The sequence below is a fragment of the Streptomyces sp. NBC_00322 genome (genome assembly GCF_036147535.1).
In the GTDB taxonomy this organism is placed as follows: Bacteria; Actinomycetota; Actinomycetes; order Streptomycetales; family Streptomycetaceae; genus Streptomyces.
The window spans coordinates 6,557,499-6,574,794 of sequence record NZ_CP108019.1; the positions used below are offsets into that span (position 1 = coordinate 6,557,499).

Consider the following 17,296-nt stretch of genomic DNA (forward strand, 5'->3'; position numbering starts at 1 on the left):
TCATCCAGGTGGGAATCAGGAGGCCATCAGCGCGTTGTCGCGGGTCGACTGAGCGGGCAGCAGCTTGCGGCGGCGCGGCTCGGTGACCGTCTGGCGCCACAGCCGCAGGCATGCCGTCAGCGTCGCCGCGACCAGCAGCCCGTTGCGTACGGCCAGCAGCGCCACGCCCAGCGGGTCGCTCGCCACCACGTGCGCGAACCAGACGGGGAACTCCAGCAGCGTGACACCCGCCGCCGCCAGCACCAGCGAGGCGGGCAGCCCCATCCGGCTGCGCCGGAAGACCAGCGCGGCGGCGGCCAGACCGACCAGCCAGATCAGGTACTGGGGGCTGATCACCCGGCTCGTCGTGGTGAACAGCAGTACGGCGGTGAAGGCCGCGTCGCACGGGGTGCTCGGCGCGAACTTCTTCGCGCGCAGCCGCCACAGCAGCAGCCAGGCGAACGCGATGGCGGTGAGAGCGAGCGCGAGTGTGGTGACCAGCGAGACGTGGGGGCCGACGAACTCCACCGAGCCGTAGTTCAGCAGCACCTGGCCGTCCCAGCCGTGGTGCCGGGCCACATGGAAGGCCAGCGCGCCCAGCGACTCGATCTCCGTGCCGCGCTCGCGCTGGAAGGTGAGGAAGGCCAGCGCGCCCGGCATCGCCGAGACGAACAGCAGCATCAGGGCGGCCGCCGTGCCCGCCGCCGTGGCCCAGGAGCGTCTGGTCGCCCGGCCGCGCGGGGTGCCCGCGAGCACCACCAGCGGCCAGACCTTCAGCAGCGCACCGAAAGCCGCCAGCGCGCCCAGGCTGCGTGGACGGCGCGCTCCGGTGAGGAGGGCGACCACGGCGACGGCCGTGACCATCAGGTCGTAGCGGGCGTACGCGGTGGGGCCGAGCAACGCCACACCGGCCACCCAGACCCAGCTGCCGCGCTGGGACTTGCCCGGCCGCCCGCCCGCGTACAGCAGCAGTGAGAGGACAAGCGTGTCGCAGAGCAGGGCGAGGACGAAGAAGGCGCCGGCATAGCCGAGGAAGGGCAGCAGGGCGGGGGAGAGGATCGCGAGCGCGGCGGCGGGCGGGTACTGCCAGGTGACGTCGTCCATGGGGAAGATGCCGGTCTTCAGGACCTCGTACCAGCCCTGGTAGATCCCCGAGACATCGGTGGTGACATCGGGGCCCGGGAAGGCGACGACCTTGAGGACGCAGAGCATCAGCGCGGTCCTGGTGAGGATCCACACCGTGAGAGGAAGGCGCCTGCCGCCACCGCTCGCGCTGTCGCTCCCGCTTGCGACGCCGGCCATGAGCACCCCATCCCATTCGTACCGATTTATGGGTGCCCATGATGCCGGGCGAGGCGGCTCGGGAGCGGTGAGGCAGGGCCGTTGGGTACTGTCGGCGGCGATGCACAAGACCTTGATCGTGACCAACGACTTCCCGCCCAGGCCCGGTGGCATCCAGGCGTTCCTCCACAACATGGCGCTGCGCCTCGACCCGGAACAGCTCGTCGTCTACGCCTCCACCTGGAAGCGCGGGCACGAGGGCCATGAGGCGACCGCGGCCTTCGACGCCGAGCAGCCCTTCACGGTCGTACGCGACCGTACGACCATGCTGCTCCCGACTCCGCGCGTCACCCGAAGGGCGACCCAGCTGCTGCGCGAGCACGGCTGTCAGTCGGTGTGGTTCGGGGCGGCCGCCCCGCTCGGGCTGATGGCTCCGGCTCTGCGCAAGGCGGGCGCGCGGCGGCTGGTGGCCACCACGCACGGCCACGAGGCGGGCTGGGCGCAGCTGCCCGCGTCCCGGCAGCTGCTGCGCCGCATCGGCGAGGGCACGGACACGATCACTTATCTGGGTGAGTACACCCGCTCACGCATCGCCGCCGCGCTGACGCCCGAGGCGGCCGGACGGATGGTCCAACTCCCGCCCGGCGTCGACGAGAAGACCTTCCACCCAGGCTCGGGCGGCGACGTGGTCCGCGCCCGCCTCGGGCTGAGCGGCCGTCCGGTCGTGGTGTGCGTCTCGCGGCTCGTGCCGCGCAAGGGGCAGGACACCCTGATCCGCGCGATGCCCGCCATCCTGGCGAAGGTGCCGGACGCCGTGCTGCTGATCGTGGGCGGTGGCCCGTACGAGAACGAGCTGAGGGGTCTCGCGGCCGAGACCGGGGTCGAGGGTTCCGTGCGCTTCACCGGCGCCGTCCCCTGGGCGGAGCTGCCTGCGCACTTCGGCGCCGGCGACGTCTTCGCCATGCCCTGCCGCACCCGCAGGGGCGGCCTCGATGTCGAGGGCCTCGGAATCGTGTACCTGGAGGCGTCCGCGACCGGTCTTCCGGTCGTCGCGGGCGACTCGGGCGGCGCCCCCGACGCCGTACTCGACGGAGAGACGGGCTGGGTCGTCCGCGGCGGTTCGGCCGAGGAGTCGGCCGAGCGGATCGTGGCGCTGCTCGAAGATCCCGAGCTGCGGCGGCGGATGGGGGAGCGCGGCCGGGCGTGGGTCGAGGAGAAGTGGCGCTGGGACCTGCTGGCCCAGAAGCTGCGGACGCTTCTGTGAGGCAGGGAACCGGCCAACGGCGCGGGTCCCCGGCCCGATCGGATTCAATCCGTTCGTTGCCGAGGACCCGAGAGACCGAGAGGACCCGAGAGACCGCTCAGGCGCGGTAGATCGCCTCGATCTCGTCGGCGAAGTCCTTCGCCACCACATTGCGCTTCAGCTTCAGCGACGGCGTGATGTGGCCCGCCTCCTCGGTGAACTGGGAGGGGAGAATGCGGAATTTCCGCACCGATTCCGCCTTGGACACGGCCGCGTTGCCGTCGTCCACCGCCCGCTGGACCTCCGCCAGCAGATCGGCGTCCTCGAGCAGCGACGCCGCCGTCGAACCGGCCGGCTTGCCGTGGTCCGAGGCCCAACGCCCCAGGAACTCCTCGTCGATGGTGACCAGCGCGCCCACGAAGGGCCGCCCGTCGCCCACGACCATGCACTCCGCGACCAGTGCGTGCGCGCGGATGCGGTCCTCGATCACGGCGGGAGCGACGTTCTTGCCGCCCGCGGTGACCAGGATCTCCTTCTTGCGGCCCGTGATCGCGAGGTATCCGTCCTCGTCCAGGGTGCCGATGTCGCCGGTGTGGAACCAGCCGTCGGTCAGCGCCTCAGCGGTCGCCGCCTCGTTGTTCCAGTAGCCCTTGAAGACGTGCTCGCCGTGCAGCAGGATCTCGCCGTCGTCCGCGATCCGCACCACCGAGCCGGGCAGCGGCTGCCCCACCGTGCCGATCTTCTGCCGGTCCCACGGGCTGAACGCGGTCGCCGCACACGACTCGGTCAGGCCGTAGCCCTCCAGGACCGTGAAGCCGATGCCGCGGTAGAAGTGGCCGAGGCGTTCGCCCAGCGGCGCCCCGCCGGAGATCGCGTACTCGCCGCGTCCGCCGAGGACCGCACGCAGCTTGCTGTAGACGAGCCGGTCGAAGACCTTGTGCTTGAACTTGAGACCGATCGAGGGGCCCTCGGGAGTGCCCAGCGCACGGCTGTAGGTGATGGCCGTGTCCGCGGCCTTGTCGAAGATCTTGCCCTTGCCGTCCGCGCGGGCCTTGGCTCGCGCCGAGTTGTAGACCTTCTCGAAGACGCGCGGTACGCCGAGGAGCAACGTCGGCCGGAAGGAGGCCAGTTCGTCGGTGAGGTTCTTGATGTCCGACACGCAGCCGAGCTTGATGGGCGCCATCACGGCCGCGAGTTCGACCATGCGGCCGAAGACGTGCGCGGCCGGGAGGAAGAGCAGTACCGAGCTCTCGCCCGTACGGAACAGTGGCCTGAGGCGCTCGACCAGGTTTCCGCACTCGGCGAAGAAGCTGCGGTGGGTGAGCACACAGCCCTTGGGGCGGCCGGTGGTGCCCGAGGTGTAGACGATCGTCGCCGGGTCGTCCGCCTTGGCGCTCGCGCTGCGCTCGTCGACCGTCGCGTCGCCGACCTCGGCGCCCGCGGTGGTCAGTTCCTCGATCGCGCCCTGCTCGATCTGCCAGATGTGCCGCAGGCCGGGCAGCCGGTCGCGTACGGACTCGACGGCGGCGGCGTGCGCGTCGCTCTCGACGACCACCGCGACCGCACCCGAGTCACCGAGGATCCACTGGACCTGCTCGGCCGAGCTGGTCTCGTACACCGGGACGGTGACGGCGCCCGCGCTCCAGATCGCGAAGTCCAGCTGCACCCACTCGTAGCGGGTGCGGGACATCAGGGCGACCCGGTCACCGGGCCGTACGCCGGCGGCGATCAGGCCCTTGGCGGCGGCCCGTACCTCGGCGAGGAACTGGGTGGCGGTGACGTCCGTCCAGACGCCTGCCACCTTTCTGCCCATCACCGCGACATCGGGATGCATTGCGGCATTGCGGCGGATGAGATCCGTCAGATTGCCGTCAGAGGGGACCTCGTACAGGGCCGGAAGGCTGAACTCGCGCAAGACTGCTGCTCCTCATCGGGCTCCGGCGCCACGGCTCTGTGTGATGCACCGGCTGCGGTCCAAGATCGGGCAGGTGCTCATTGGGGGTGAGCACGACTGGACTGCCCGGACGTTACCCACCAGTACTCGGTTCCGGATAGGGGGTTCCGGCCAGATGTTCCCTGCGTCACACGTGTATGGCATCGCTTATGGCATCGCTCCGCGAGCGTAGTCCACACGTGTCATGACTCGGAACAACGGCCGGTCCGCCCCCACTACCCAGCCGTGACAGGGCCGTCCTAGGGTGATCGTCATGCGAGGCATGCGAGTCAATGTGGTCAGTGACGTGCACGGCAACGCCAAGGATCTCGCCCGGGCGGGGGACGGCGCGGATGCCCTCGTCTGCCTCGGTGACCTCGTGCTCTTCCTCGATTACGCCGACCACTCGCGCGGCATCTTCCCCGACCTCTTCGGCGTCGAGAACGCCGATCTGATCGTGGAACTTCGCACCGCCCGCCGCTTCGACGAGGCCCGCGACCTGGGCCGCAGGCTCTGGGGCGAACTGCAGCAGGACCCGAAGAGCGCCATCGAGTCGGCCGTACGCCGCCAGTACGCCGAGTTGTTCGCGGCCTTCCCGACCCCGACGTACGCCACCTACGGCAATGTCGACATTCCCGCCCTCTGGCCGGAGTACGCGCGCCAGGGCACCACCGTCCTCGACGGAGAGCGCGTCGAGATCGGCGGCCGGACCTTCGGCTTCGTGGGCGGCGGACTGCGCACCCCGATGCGCACCCCCTACGAGATCTCCGACGAGGAGTACGCGGCCAAGATCGAGGCGATCGGCGAGGTCGACGTGCTCTGCTCGCACATCCCGCCGGAGGTCCCCGAGCTGACCTACGACACGGTCGCGCGCCGCTTCGAACGCGGCAGCCACGCGCTGCTCGACGCGATCCGCCGCACCCGCCCCCGGTACGCCCTGTTCGGCCATATCCATCAGCCGCTCGTCGACCGGATGCGCATCGGCGCCACGGAATGCGTCAACGTCGGGCATTTCGCCTCCACCGGCCGGCCGTGGGCACTGGAGTGGTGAGACCGGGCCCCGCGCCGGTGACCAGTCCGGTCGCGGTAGCCTGCACACCACACCACCCCCGGTCGTACCGCACTGTGAGGAGCCGCAGCGATGGCGGAACACACCAGCTCGAGCATCACGATCGAGGCGGCGCCGGCCGACGTGATGGGCGTGATCTCCGACTTCGCCCGCTACCCGGAGTGGACGGGTGAGGTGAAGGAGGCCGAGGTGCTCGCCACCGACGCCAAGGGCCGCGCCGAGCAGGTCCGCCTCGTGCTGGACGCCGGAGCGATCAAGGACGACCACACCCTCGCGTACACCTGGAACGGCGACAACGAGGTCAGCTGGACGCTGGTCAAGTCCCAGATGCTGCGCGCCATCGACGGCTCGTACACCCTGGCCGCGGTCGGCGGCGGTGACCGTACCGAGGTCACCTACCAGCTGACCGTCGACGTCAAGATCCCCATGCTCGGCATGATCAAGCGCAAGGCCGAGAAGGTCATCATCGACCGCGCCCTGGCCGGTCTGAAGAAGCGCGTCGAGAGCGGTCCCACCGCCTGATGCGTACGGTCCTCGTCACCGGCCTCGGCGGCGCGGGCCGTACCACCGTCGCCGCCGCCACCGCGCTCTGTGCCGCCCGGAGCGGCAAGCGCACGCTGTTCCTCTCCGCCGAGCCGGGCGACATCCTCGCAGCGCCCGTCACCGGCAGCCTCGTCGAACCGGCCGAGGTCACCGGCGGGCTGTGGACTGCCCGTATCGAGGCCGGCGCCGCATTCCGCGCGGAGTTCACGGCCCTCCAGGAGCGAAGCTCCGGCGCGCTCGACCTGCTGGGCGCGAGGCCACTGGAGGACGAGGAGCTGACCGAGCTCCCCGGCAGCGAGCAGTTCGCGCTGCTTCGCGCACTGACCGTCGCCTCGCGCGGCGACTGGGACGTGCTCGTCGTCGACATGCCGCCGCTGCGCGAGACCATCGCCGCGCTCGCCCTGCCCGAACAACTGCGCCGCTATCTGCGCCGGCTGCTGCCGGTGGAGCGGCAGGCCGCCCGGGCGCTGCGCCCGATGCTCGCCCAGCTGGCGGGCGTACCGATGCCCGCGCAGTGGCTGTACGCGACCGCCGATCGCTGGGACAACGAACTGGCCCGTGTGCAGACGGTGATCGAGGCCCGCGGCACGACCCTGCGCGTGGTCGCGGAGCCCTCACCCGCGGCGGCGGACGTCCTGCGCACGGCCCGCTCCGGGCTCGCGCTGCACGGCCTGGACGTCGACACCCTGGTACCGAACCGGATCCTGCCGAGGCAGTCCCCGGACGTCTGGCTCGCCACACTCTGCGCGCAGCAGGAGAAGCACCTGCGCGAGTGGTACGCCCAGTGGACCCCCGGAATCCCGCTCCGCGAGGTGCGCCACCTCGGCCGGGACCCGCGCGGCCTCGACGACCTCGGCGCTCTCCTCGAGGACGGCGGACTCACCGTCGAGCCGGCCCTGGACCCGGGGCAGCGCAGGGACGACCCCTGGCGGGTCGAGTTCCCGGGCACGGGCGACGACAGCGAGGGCCCGCTCTACGTCTGGCACCTCCCGCTGCCCGGTGCGGTGAAGGAGGACGTCTCGCTGGTGCGCCGGGGGGATGAACTCCTGGTCACCGTGGGACCCTTCCGCAGGATCGTTCCGCTGCACTCCGTGCTGCGCCGCTGCACGGTGTCCGGCGCCGGACTCACGGACGGCGCGCTGCGGGTCCGCTTCACGCCGGACCCCGAGCTGTGGCCCCGCGCCCGCTGAAGGCCCTGCCTCCATTCGGGTAACGTCGAGCGTACGAACCCTCCGTTCCGCCCGTCCTTCCGCAGGAGTACGCCATGAGCGATGCCACCGAGCGTCCCGCCGTCGACGACGACGCCTGGGCCAAGGCCTGCGCCGAGGATCTCGAGGCCGAGAAGGCCCGCCGCCGCACCCAGTACGGCACACCGCCGAGCTCCGCCGCCGAGGAGCTGCGCAAACTCCTCGACGTCGTCGCCGAGAAGGTCTCCACCTTCCAGACGTCGCTGCCCGGCATGGCCGCGCAGAGCGCCGTGCAGCAGCTGGTCAGCCAGGCGAAGTCCGCGGTCGAGCCGGTCATCGAGCGCAACCCGGAGATCTTCGACCACCTCGCGGCGGCGGGCAGCGAACTGCTCGCCGCCTATCGATCCGCAGTCGAGGGCCATGAGCGACGCTGGACCCAGGAGCGGACCCCGGATCCGGACATCTCCGGGGACGCCACGGACCCCCGCGACGAGGGCCCCGGGGCGAGCGAGCACATCGACCTGGACTGAGCCGGGCGGTGCCCGCCCTCGGGTACGGTTGGCCGTAGCGGGGCTCGACCGAAAACTGAGGGACACATGGGACTCACCATCGGCGTCGACATCGGCGGCACCAAGATCGCGGCCGGCGTGGTCGACGAAGAGGGCACCATTCTTGAGACGTACACGGTGCCCACCCCGTCGACCCCCGAGGGCATTGTCGACGCGATCTGCTCCGCCGTGGCCGGGGCCGGCGAGGGGCACGACATCGAGGCCGTGGGCATCGGCGCCGCGGGATACGTCGACGACAAGCGCGCCACCGTGCTGTTCGCGCCGAACATCCAATGGCGCCACGAGCCGCTGAAGGACAAGGTCGAGCAGCGGGTCGGCCTCCCCGTGGTCGTCGAGAACGACGCGAACGCGGCCGCCTGGGGCGAGTACCGCTTCGGCGCCGGCCAGGGCCACGAGGACGTCATCTGCATCACCCTCGGCACCGGGCTCGGCGGCGGCATCATCATCGGCAACAAGCTGCGCCGCGGACGCTTCGGCGTGGCGGCGGAGTTCGGCCACATCCGGGTGGTCCCGGACGGTCTGCTGTGCGGCTGCGGAAGCCAGGGCTGCTGGGAGCAGTACGCCTCCGGGCGCGCCCTCGTGCGGTACGCCAAGCAGCGCGCCAACGCCACCCCCGAGAACGCGACGGTGCTCCTCGGCCTCGGCGACGGCACGGTCGCGGGCATCGACGGCAAGCACATCAGCGCGGCCGCCCGCCAGGGCGACCCGGTTGCGATCGACTCCTTCCGCGAGCTGGCCCGCTGGGCAGGCGCCGGTCTGGCCGATCTCGCCTCGCTCTTCGACCCGTCCGCGTTCATCGTGGGCGGCGGTGTCTCGGACGAGGGCGAGCTGGTCCTCGACCCGATCCGCAACTCCTTCCGCCGCTGGCTGATCGGCGGCCAGTGGCGTCCGCACGCCCAGGTGCTCGCTGCCCAACTGGGCGGCAAGGCGGGCCTGGTGGGCGCGGCGGACCTGGCGCGCCAAGGCTAAGCCCCCCTTTGCGCCTCAGCCGGCGCCGTTCTCGCGGAGCTGGTTGGTCGCCGTCGGGGTTGCTCAATTGATGGTTGCGGTATTCGGCGGGCAGCCGTCAGCCGTTAGCCGTGTTCGCGCAGACGCCCGTCGCGCCCCATGGGGGAGCGGCGGGCGCTGTCGTATCTTGATCGCCATGGCGACGACGAGCCCGCTGCCCAACTCCCGCACCGAGCCGGACGGTTCGGCAGTGATCCGGGTGCTCAGCTACAACATCCGCTCCATGCGTGACGACGAGGACGCACTGGCCCGGGTGATCCGCGCCTGTCGGCCCGACCTGGTCTTCGTGCAGGAGGCCCCGCGCTTCTTCCGCTGGCGCAAACACGCCGCCCGGCTCGCTGCCAAGAGTGAGCTCGTGGTCCTGACTGGCGGGGCGACCGCCACCGGGCCGCTCCTGCTCTGCTCGCTGCGCGCGACGGTGGAGCGTACGCAGGACGTGCTGCTGCCGCTCACCCCCGGACTGCACCGGCGCGGCTTCGCCACCGCGGTCGTACGGATCGGGGACGCCCGGATCGGACTGCTCAGCTGTCATCTGAGCCTGCGCCGCGACGAGCGCTACGCACAGGCCGGGATGCTGCTGGACCGGCTCAACGCGATGGACGTGCCGTACGCGATCGCCGCGGGCGATATCAACGAGCGGCCGACAGGCCGCAGCTTCCGCAGGCTCGCTCAGCCACTTCAGGACTGCTGGGCGGTCGCGCCCTGGGGCGGTGAGTACACCTCGACGCCGGACAACCCGCACCAGCGGATCGACGCGATCTTCGCCACACCGGGCGTCGAGGTGCTGGGATGCGGTGTGCCGCTGGGCCTCCCGGGGATCACCGAGGCCGATCTGCGCGCGGCGACGGACCACCTTCCGGTGCTGGCGGCGCTGCGGGTCCCGGGGACCTGAAAGGCCTGACCGGCTACACCACCGCGCCGCGGCCCGGGTCGTCGTCGTCCTCGTCGTCGCCGTGCGACATCCGGGCCACCAGGGTGGCGAAGCCGCCCAGGAAACCGCCGACGCACAGCGTGGTCAGCCACCACGTCATGTCCCACTGCAGCAGCACCGCGATCAGCATCAGCACCGGACCGCCGACGACCGCCAGCCAGGCGAACCTGGCCGTGACATCGGCCTCCGGCAGCGCCGGCGGCTCCGGCGGTACGAAGTGGCCCTCGTCGCCGTCGTCGAGGTCCTCGTCCTTGGGCTCGGCCACCTGGTAGTCGCGCGGGCCGCCGACGCCCGGCGCGAAGGTGATCGAACTCCCCAGCGCAGGCCGTTCCGAGTTCCTGTCCCCGTCCCCGGCGTCGTCCGCGTCGGGCTCCGGCTCCGGCCCGGCCGGGCGCTCCTTCGGGCCGCGCTTCGGGGTCTCGTTCAGATCGCCCTCCAGCACGGCGAGATCGTCCACCGACTTGAACGGCTTGGCACCCGGCGGGTCGGCCGGCTCCTCGCCGTACCCCGCGACGATGGCCGCCCAGGCGGCCTCCTCGTCGATCGGCTGCGGCTCGCGGTCCGCGTCGTGCTGCTCAGCCACCGGTGGTGCTCCCCTTCTTCCCGACACTCGGAGCGAGGCGGCCGATGAACGCGTAACTCTCGTCGAAAATCCGCTCCGCATCGTGGTCCAACGTCGCCACGTGGTAGCTCTGTTCCAGCAGGATCTCCGTGACGTCGGTCGAGGAGACCCGGCTGAGGATGCGGGCCGAGTCGACGGGCGGGACCACATGGTCCTGCGGGCTGTGCAGCAGCAGCATCGGCTGTGTGACCTGCGGCAGCTCGCCGTCGACCAGCCGGAAGAAGTTCCGCAGGGAGTGCGCGGCGTGCAGCGGCACCCGGTCGTATCCGACCTCCACCGAGCCCTCCTTGGCGATGTCGCTCGTCAGCCCCTTGGTCGTGGGCACCAGGTGCCGCATGACCGGCAGGGCGTGTGCCGACAGGCCGTGGACCTTGTTCGCCGGGTTGACCACGACGATGCCGCTGACCGAGTCGCCGTGCTTCGCGGCCAGACGCAGTGTCAGCGCGCCGCCCATGGAGAGCCCGAAGACGAAGACCTGACTGCACCGCTCCAGCAGCACCCGCAGCTCGCGGTCCACCTCGGCGTACCAGTCCTGCCAGCCGGTGACCTGCATGTCCTGCCAGCGTGTGCCGTGGCCGGGCAGCAGCGGCAGGGACACGGTCAGTCCGCGCTCCGCCAGATACTCGGCCCAGGGGCGCAGTGACTGCGGGGAACCGGTGAATCCGTGACACAGAAGGACGCCGACCTCGCCGCCCTCATGACGGAACGGCTCAGCTCCAGGAAGGACCGGCACCGGGGTCTCCTTTCGGGGTTCGGGGCCCGCGGCGCAACCGCTGATGTTGCAGGCCCCGGTCAGGCACAGCGTCAGTGTCTTGACGGTGTACTTCACCGTACGCGACCGGACTGACACCGACCAGGTGCGTAAGCCCCCCGGCACAGCGATCCCTGGCCCGCCTCGGGTTAAGGTCTGTTCGACAGCACACAGGAGGCACCCGAGTTGATCTACGGCGCAATGAAGTTCTCCATCGGAGGCTCGCTGAAGCTCGCCTTCAGGCCCTGGGTGGAGGGACTGGAGAACATTCCCGCCGACGGACCGGCGATCCTCGCGAGCAACCATCTGTCCTTCTCGGACTCCTTCTTCCTCCCCGCGGTGCTCGACCGCAAGGTCACCTTCATCGCCAAGGCGGAGTACTTCACCTCGCCCGGGGTGAAGGGCAGGCTCACCGCCGCCTTCTTCAAGGGTGTCGGCCAGCTCCCGGTGGACCGCTCGGGCGCCCGCGGCGCGGGCGAGGCGGCGGTCAAGGCCGGCATCGAGGTCATCGAGGGCGGCGGGCTGTTCGGCATCTACCCGGAGGGCACCCGCTCCCCGGACGGCCGCCTCTACCGCGGCAAGCCCGGTGGCCTCGCGCGCGTGGCGCTCGCGACGGGCGCTCCGGTCATCCCGGTCGCGATGATCGACACCGAGAAGATCCAGCCGCCCGGCAAGGTGGTCCCCAAGCTGATGCGCCCGGGGATCCGGATCGGCAAGCCGCTCGACTTCAGCCGCTACCAGGGCATGGAGCACGACCGCTTCATCCTGCGCTCGGTGACCGACGAGGTCATGTACGAGATCATGAAGCTCTCGGGCCAGGAGTACGTCGACATCTACGCGACCGCCGCGAAGCGTCAGATCGCGGAGGCGGAGAAAGCCGAGAAGGCTGCCGCGAAGGCAGCGGAGAAGGCAGCAGAGAAGGCGGAGAAGTCGGACACGGCAGAGACGACGGGCCGGCCGGCCGCGTAGCCGCGCAGTCCGTCCTGGGGTGGGGGAAATGGCCAAGCGCGAGCGTGTCGTGCGGATGTCGGTCGAGCTGCCGCTGTGGCGTGCGCTCGCCGGATACCGCGTACTGACCATGATCTACGCGGATCTCCTGTTCGCCTTCATCCCCGACAAGTTCGAGCGCCCCTGGGTCGCGGTCGCCTTCCTCGCGGTGATGAGCGTATGGACGCTGGTCACGCTGCCCAAGGTGGCCAACGCGACCCGCTGCACCAAGCGGTTCCTGATCGCCGATCTCACCATCGCGCTCACCGGCATACTGCTCACCCCGCTCGCCGACTTCCAGGCACAGCACGTCGACGGGCCCACCCTGCCGACGATTTGGACCGCGGGTTCCGTCCTCGCCTTCGCCATCAAGGGCGGCTGGCGCTGGGCGGGCTTCGCCTCCTCGTTCGTCGCCGTGGCCAACATCATCGAGCGCGGCGAGCCCAGCCGGGACACCTTCCACAACGTCCTGCTGGTCTGGGTCGCCTCCATCGCCATCGGCTACGTCGTCGAGGTCGCCCGCGCCTCCGAGCGCACCCTCGCCCGCGCCCTGGAGATCGAGGCGGCGACCCGCGAGCGGGAGCGGCTGGCCCGGGACATCCATGACAGCGTGCTCCAGGTGCTGGCGATGGTGCAGCGACGCGGTACGGCTCTGGGCGGCGAGGCCGCGGAGCTCGGGCGGATGGCGGGGGAGCAGGAGGTCGCGCTGCGCACTCTGGTCTCCAGCGGTCTGGTGCCCACGATGCGCGCGTCACAGGACGCCTCGCAGGGCGCGGTGGTCCGCACGGTCGACGTGGACGACGAGCCGCCCGGCGGGCCCGAACTCCACGATCTGCGGTCGCTGCTGGCCCACCACGCCGGGTCGAAGGTGACGCTTTCCGAGCCGGGCGCCCCGGTCCTGCTTCCGGCCGCCGCGGCCGCGGAGCTGGCCGCCGCTGTCAGTGCCGCCCTGGACAATGTCACCAGACATGCGGGTCAGGACGCCCAGGCCTGGATCCTGGTCGAGGACTGGCCGGACGAGGTGATCGTGACGGTACGGGACGACGGCCCGGGCATCCCGGAGGGCAGGCTGGCGCAGGCGGAGGGCGAGGGCAGGCTCGGAGTCGCCCTGTCGATCCGCGGGCGGCTGCGGGAGTTGGGCGGTTCGGCGGAGCTGATCTCCGTCCCGGGCCAGGGCACAGAAGTCGAGTTGAAGGTTCCACGGGGGAAGGCAGAGAAATGACGGAGCAGCAGACGATCAGGGTGATGGTCGTCGACGACCACCCGATGTGGCGGGACGCCGTCGCCCGGGATCTCGGTGCGGCCGGGTTCGACGTGGTCGCGACCGCCGGTGACGGCCCACAGGCCGTGCGCCGCGCCCGCGCCGTCACACCCGACGTACTTGTCCTCGACCTCAACCTCCCCGGGATGCCCGGAGTCCAGGTGTGCAAGGAGGTCGTCGGCTCCCACCCGGCCCTGCGGGTCCTCGTGCTCTCCGCTAGCGGTGAGCATGCGGACGTCCTGGAGGCGGTGAAGTCCGGGGCGACGGGCTATCTGCTCAAGTCGGCCAGTACGGAGGAGCTGACGGACGCCGTGCGCCGCACCGCCGTCGGCGATCCGGTCTTCACGCCGGGCCTCGCGGGCCTGGTGCTCGGTGAGTACCGCCGGCTGGCCTCCGAGCCCGCGCCGTCGTCCGGCGGGGACGAGCCGAAGGCCCCGCAGCTGACCGAGCGCGAGACCGAGGTGCTGAGGCTCGTCGCCAAGGGGCTCTCGTACAAGCAGATCGCCGAGCGTCTGGTCATCTCCCACCGCACCGTCCAGAACCACGTCCAGAACACCCTCGGAAAGCTCCAGTTGCACAACCGCGTGGAGCTGGTGCGGTACGCGATCGAACGCGGCCTGGACGACGCGTGACCTTTCCGCCCTTCGGTCGCTACTCGTACGGGTGAAAGACGGGCGTCAACCGCCGCATGACGAAGAGGAATTGACCTTTCGCCCCATCCCTTAGTGACCTGGATCACCATTAGCGTGGCGGTCATACGGCTCACCAGGCGAAGGGAAGTTTCCATGCGCGTCGGAGTACTGACCGGGGGCGGCGACTGCCCCGGGCTCAATGCGGTCATCCGTGGTGTCGTCCGCAAGGGCGTGCAGGAGTACGGATACCAGTTCGTCGGCTACCGCGACGGCTGGCGCGGCCCCCTGGAAGGCGACACGGTTACGCTCGACATCCCGGCCGTACGAGGCATTCTGCCCCGCGGCGGCACCATCCTCGGCTCTTCGCGCACCAATCCCCTCAAGGCGCAGAACGGCATCCGCCGTATCAAGGACAGCCTCGCCAAGAACGAGGTCGACGCGCTGATCGCGATCGGCGGCGAGGACACCCTCGGTGTGGCCGCGCGGCTCTACGACGAGTACGGCATCAACTGCGTCGGCGTGCCCAAGACCATCGACAACGACCTGTCCGCCACGGACTACACCTTCGGCTTCGACACGGCGGTCGGCATCGCCACCGAGGCGATCGACAGGCTCCACACCACCGCCGAATCCCATATGCGCGTCCTGGTGGTGGAGGTGATGGGACGGCACGCGGGCTGGATCGCCCTGCACTCCGGTCTCGCCGGCGGCGCCAATGTCATCCTCATTCCCGAGCAGCGCTTCGACGTCGACCAGGTCTGCGCCTGGGTGACCTCGCGTTTCAAGGCCAGCTACGCACCGATCGTGGTGGTCGCCGAGGGCGCCATGCCCCAGGACGGCGAGGCGGTACTCAAGGACGGCTCGCTCGACTCCTTCGGTCATGTCCGGCTCTCCGGAGTCGGTGAGTGGCTGGCCAAGGAGATCGAGAGGCGAACGGGCAAGGAGGCCCGCACCACGGTCCTCGGCCATGTCCAGCGCGGCGGCACCCCGAGCGCGTTCGACCGCTGGCTGGCGACGCGCTTCGGGCTGCACGCGATTGACGCGGTGCGGGACGGGGACTTCGGGAAGATGGTGGCGCTGCAGGGCACGGACATTGTGCGGGTGCCGATTGCCGAGGCCACGGCGAAGCTGAAGACGGTGGACCCGAAGCTGTACGAGGAGGTGGGGGTGTTCTTCGGCTGACCCGTGCCGCGCCGGACGGGCTGGACATTCAGCCCGTCCGGCGTTTGAGGACATGCGGCCGAAGGTCGCATACGGGGCCCGGGGGCGGAGCCCCCGCACACGGAGGTTGGGGGTCCCCCCCGGACGGAGTCTGGGGGAGGGCAGGGTGGGGAAAAATCAGGCCCGCCCCGCCGCCCCCGTCATCGACGCGACCAGCCCCCGGACCACCTCCGGCCCCCGCAGCGTCAGCACCGACTCCGGGTGGAACTGGATCCCGGCAAAGCCCGCGCCCCGCACCGCATGCACCTCCGCCGACACCGCATCGCGAGCCACCTCGACCCCCCGCGCCCCCAGCTCCACCGCCGCCGCGTCATCGCACCGCGCCGTAAAGCTGTTGTAGAACCCCACCGTCTCCTCACGTCCGAAGAAGTCGATACGCTCCTGCGCCCCCTGGTACGGCGTGTCCTTGCGTACGATCTCCAGGCCCAGCTCCGCGGCCATCAGCTCGTGGCCGAGGCAGACACCGAGCAGCCCGTGGCGGTGATCGCGCATCAGCTCCGCGGCGAGCGCACGCAGGAAGCGCATCTTCGGGTCGGCGGCGTCTCCGGGATCGCCCGGCCCCGGACCCAGCACCACCGGTCCCGGGTGCGCGAGCACCCTCTCGCGCAGGCCCGGCTCGTCGTACCGGCGTACGGTCACCTCAAGGCCCGTGGAGCGCAGCAGATGGGCCAGCATCGCGGTGAAGGTGTCCTCGCCGTCGACGACCAGGGCGTGGCCCGACAGCTGCGCGGACCGCTCCTGCATCCGCAGCCAGAAGGGCGCGAGGTCGGCGCGCCGGGCGTCGAGTGCGGCCCGCACCCTCGGGTCGTCGGCGAGCCCCGGCCGCCCGGCGTCCTCGCGGGGCCGCCCCGGGCGAACTCCCAGCGCGGCCAGCACCCCCGCCGCCTTGGCGTGTGTCTCGGCGACCTCGCCCGCCGGGTCGGAGTGCCGCACCAGCGTGGCCCCGACCGGCACCCGCAGGGACCCGTCGGCTTCGATGTCGGCGGTACGGATCAGGATCGGGGAGTCGAGGGTCTGCGCCCCGCCCGCGTCCTTGCCGATCAGCGCGAGCGCACCGGCGTAGTAGCCGCGCCCGCCCACCTCGTGGCGCTCGATGACGCGGCAGGCGTTCTGCACGGGGGAGCCGGTGACCGTCGCCGCGAACATGGTCTCCCGCAGCACGTCCCGTACATCGAGGGAGCTCTTGCCCCTCAACTCGTACTCCGTGTGCGCGAGATGAGCCATCTCCTTGAGCCGGGGCCCGACGACGACGCCACCCATGTCGCCGACGGTGCACATCATCTTCAGCTCCTCGTCGACGACCATGGAGAGCTCGTCGCGCTCCTTGCGGTCCTCCAGGAAGCGGAGCAGTGCCTCGGGGGTGGGGCCCTCGGGCGGATAGCGGAAGGTGCCGCTGATGGGGTTCATCACGACGGTGCCTCCGCTCATCCGGACATGGACCTCGGGGCTGGCCCCGACGAGGGTGCGCTCGCCGGTGTGCACGACGAAGGTCCAGTACGCACCGCGCTCGCCGTCGAGCAGCCGCCGGAACAGGGCGAGCGCGTCGGCCCGGCCGAAGCCGGGGATGCTGCCGGTGTAGGTGCGGCGGATGACGAAGTTCGCGCCCTCGCCCCGGCCGATCTCGTCCTCGATGACGCGCCGGACGATGCCCGCGTACTCCTCGTCGCCGACGTCGAAGGCCCCGCCCTCGACCCGTACGTCATGGGCGGGAAGCTGCGACAGGGCGTCGGCGAGGGGGAGTTCGTGCGATTCGTCGGCCACGAGCACGGACAGTGGCGTCCCGTCGTCGCGTACGTCGAAGCCGCGCTCCCTGATCTGGCGGAACGGGACCAGGGCGAGCGAGGGACGGTCGGTGGCGGGGATGTCGGCGAGCCGCTCCGCCTCGTGCACCGCGCCGATCAGGACCTCGACGGTGTCGTGGTCGCGGCCGGGAGTGCGCCTGCGCAGCAGGGCGAAGGGAGGGCAGTCGTCGTCGAGCAGTCGGCTGATGGGCATCCGGTGTGTTCCTTCCGGGTGGGAGGAACGGCCGCTGTCCCCGGACCCGGGAAACACTGAAGGCCGCCCCTCGGGCGGCCTTCG

At 70.9% G+C, this 17,296-nt stretch carries 16 protein-coding genes; 11 read left to right on the forward strand and 5 right to left on the reverse strand.

Annotated features, from left to right (window positions below; all coding sequences use genetic code 11):
* Positions 1-15: 15 nt before the first annotated feature.
* On the reverse strand, positions 16-1,281 hold the full coding sequence (locus OG905_RS29895) for a glycosyltransferase family 87 protein (RefSeq protein ID WP_328678712.1): 1,266 nt from the start codon (positions 1,279-1,281) through the stop codon (positions 16-18).
* Between the two features lie 100 nt (positions 1,282-1,381).
* Between OG905_RS29895 and OG905_RS29900 the strand changes: the two genes are divergently transcribed.
* Positions 1,382-2,524 carry a glycosyltransferase family 4 protein gene (locus OG905_RS29900; RefSeq protein ID WP_328678713.1) on the forward strand — a complete coding sequence of 381 codons (1,143 nt, stop codon included), beginning with the start codon at positions 1,382-1,384 and terminating at the stop codon, positions 2,522-2,524.
* A 97-nt stretch (positions 2,525-2,621) separates the two neighbouring features.
* Here the strand turns inward: OG905_RS29900 and OG905_RS29905 are convergent, their stop codons facing one another.
* Entirely contained in the window at positions 2,622-4,418 is a 1,797-nt protein-coding gene (locus tag OG905_RS29905; RefSeq protein ID WP_328678714.1) for an AMP-dependent synthetase/ligase, read from the reverse strand.
* A 301-nt stretch (positions 4,419-4,719) separates the two neighbouring features.
* Between OG905_RS29905 and OG905_RS29910 the strand changes: the two genes are divergently transcribed.
* From OG905_RS29910 to OG905_RS29935, 6 genes are all read left to right on the forward strand, one after another.
* Positions 4,720-5,487: a metallophosphoesterase family protein gene (locus OG905_RS29910; RefSeq protein ID WP_328682678.1), complete on the forward strand. Its 768-nt coding sequence runs from the start codon at positions 4,720-4,722 to the stop codon at positions 5,485-5,487.
* A gap of 90 nt (positions 5,488-5,577) precedes the next feature.
* Entirely contained in the window at positions 5,578-6,027 is a 450-nt protein-coding gene (locus OG905_RS29915; RefSeq protein WP_324973900.1) for an SRPBCC family protein, read from the forward strand.
* Positions 6,027-7,238, forward strand: a complete 1,212-nt coding sequence (locus tag OG905_RS29920; RefSeq protein WP_328678715.1) for an ArsA family ATPase — start codon at positions 6,027-6,029, stop codon at positions 7,236-7,238. Before OG905_RS29915 ends, OG905_RS29920 begins: the two co-directional genes overlap by 1 nt.
* Before the next feature lie 74 nt (positions 7,239-7,312).
* Positions 7,313-7,765 (forward strand): DUF5304 domain-containing protein, encoded by a 453-nt coding sequence (locus OG905_RS29925; protein WP_328678716.1) that lies wholly within the window; start codon positions 7,313-7,315, stop codon positions 7,763-7,765.
* Positions 7,766-7,831: 66 nt separating this feature from the next.
* Positions 7,832-8,773 carry an ROK family glucokinase gene (locus OG905_RS29930; RefSeq protein WP_324973909.1) on the forward strand — a complete coding sequence of 314 codons (942 nt, stop codon included), beginning with the start codon at positions 7,832-7,834 and terminating at the stop codon, positions 8,771-8,773.
* 175 nt (positions 8,774-8,948) lie between these two features.
* Positions 8,949-9,704 carry an endonuclease/exonuclease/phosphatase family protein gene (locus OG905_RS29935; protein WP_328678717.1) on the forward strand — a complete coding sequence of 252 codons (756 nt, stop codon included), beginning with the start codon at positions 8,949-8,951 and terminating at the stop codon, positions 9,702-9,704.
* Positions 9,705-9,717: 13 nt separating this feature from the next.
* On the opposite strand, the gene OG905_RS29940 is transcribed toward OG905_RS29935, so the two are convergent.
* Both OG905_RS29940 and OG905_RS29945 read right to left on the reverse strand, forming a co-directional pair.
* Entirely contained in the window at positions 9,718-10,326 is a 609-nt protein-coding gene (locus tag OG905_RS29940; protein WP_328678718.1) for a hypothetical protein, read from the reverse strand.
* Positions 10,319-11,098 carry an alpha/beta hydrolase gene (locus tag OG905_RS29945; RefSeq protein ID WP_266478963.1) on the reverse strand — a complete coding sequence of 260 codons (780 nt, stop codon included), beginning with the start codon at positions 11,096-11,098 and terminating at the stop codon, positions 10,319-10,321. Before OG905_RS29945 ends, OG905_RS29940 begins: the two co-directional genes overlap by 8 nt.
* Positions 11,099-11,317: 219 nt before the next feature.
* Between OG905_RS29945 and OG905_RS29950 the strand changes: the two genes are divergently transcribed.
* The 4 genes from OG905_RS29950 (at position 11,318) to OG905_RS29965 (ending at position 15,178) form a co-directional block, all read left to right on the forward strand.
* A complete protein-coding gene (locus OG905_RS29950; RefSeq protein WP_328682680.1) occupies positions 11,318-12,085 on the forward strand; it encodes a lysophospholipid acyltransferase family protein in 768 nt (255 codons plus the stop codon).
* A 28-nt stretch (positions 12,086-12,113) separates the two neighbouring features.
* A complete protein-coding gene (gene macS / locus OG905_RS29955; protein WP_328678719.1) occupies positions 12,114-13,325 on the forward strand; it encodes a MacS family sensor histidine kinase in 1,212 nt (403 codons plus the stop codon).
* The gene (locus OG905_RS29960) at positions 13,322-13,996 is read left to right on the forward strand and encodes a response regulator transcription factor (protein WP_328678720.1); all 675 of its coding nucleotides are present in this window, start codon (positions 13,322-13,324) and stop codon (positions 13,994-13,996) included. The genes macS and OG905_RS29960 overlap by 4 nt, the downstream gene beginning before the upstream one ends.
* Before the next feature lie 153 nt (positions 13,997-14,149).
* Positions 14,150-15,178, forward strand: coding sequence for a 6-phosphofructokinase (locus OG905_RS29965; RefSeq protein ID WP_328678721.1), 1,029 nt, complete (start codon positions 14,150-14,152; stop codon positions 15,176-15,178).
* A gap of 156 nt (positions 15,179-15,334) precedes the next feature.
* Here the strand turns inward: OG905_RS29965 and OG905_RS29970 are convergent, their stop codons facing one another.
* Positions 15,335-17,212: an anthranilate synthase family protein gene (locus OG905_RS29970; RefSeq protein WP_328678722.1), complete on the reverse strand. Its 1,878-nt coding sequence runs from the start codon at positions 17,210-17,212 to the stop codon at positions 15,335-15,337.
* Between the last annotated feature and the right edge of the window lie 84 nt (positions 17,213-17,296).